Genomic DNA, 612 nt, shown 5'->3' with positions numbered 1-612 from the left:
TCCGCGGTGACGATCGGACTGGACATTCGCCGGTTGACTCGCAATGCCTCCTGAAGCAGTCCGATGGCTCGGGACGGCTCGCCTTGCCGCCAGGCGGCAGTGCCCAGGACCCACAACGCGCTCGACCGGAACAGCGATTCGCCACATGCCTCGGTGATGGAGATCAGCTGCTGTTGCGACTCGGTTGCCCCTTGTGTATCACCGGCCAGCGCGCGTACCACGCCGAGCAAGAACAAGGCAGAAGCATGCAAGGCAGGATCACAAAGGGATCCTCGCCGTGTCGAGCCGAGTACCTCGACAGCGCGTTCGAAGCAGGAGGTCGCCTGGGCAAGCTCACCGTGGAACATCGCCACGACGCCGTCGGCGTAGGTGATCAGCGCCTGGGTCATCGGGGTGGGATCTTGTTCGGCGAATACGCGTCCTCCCTCGACCAGGGCGGCAGCCGCCGCCACATCGCCCTGCATCACCGTCATGACGCAGCCGGTATGGAGCGCTTTGACATGGTCGAGTGGGGATTGCCGGGCGGGGTGGTCGAGGAGCCGGTCGATCCAGCGGCGACCTTCGCCGTACAGACCCCGGAAATTCCAGAACATGAGCAACGCGGCGGCGGTC

General features: G+C 65.0%; 1 protein-coding gene. It reads right to left on the bottom strand.

Annotation, left to right across the window (positions count from 1 at the left end; all coding sequences use genetic code 11):
* On the bottom strand, positions 1-473 hold a 473-nt coding region (locus tag ACW2Q0_RS31190; RefSeq protein WP_457194504.1), incomplete at its 3' end, for a tetratricopeptide repeat protein.
* Positions 474-612: the final 139 nt, after the last annotated feature.

The organism is Nocardia citri, assembly GCF_054065835.1.
The sequence above is the reverse complement of the archived record's forward strand: the minus strand, read 5'-3'. Positions and strand labels throughout refer to the sequence as shown.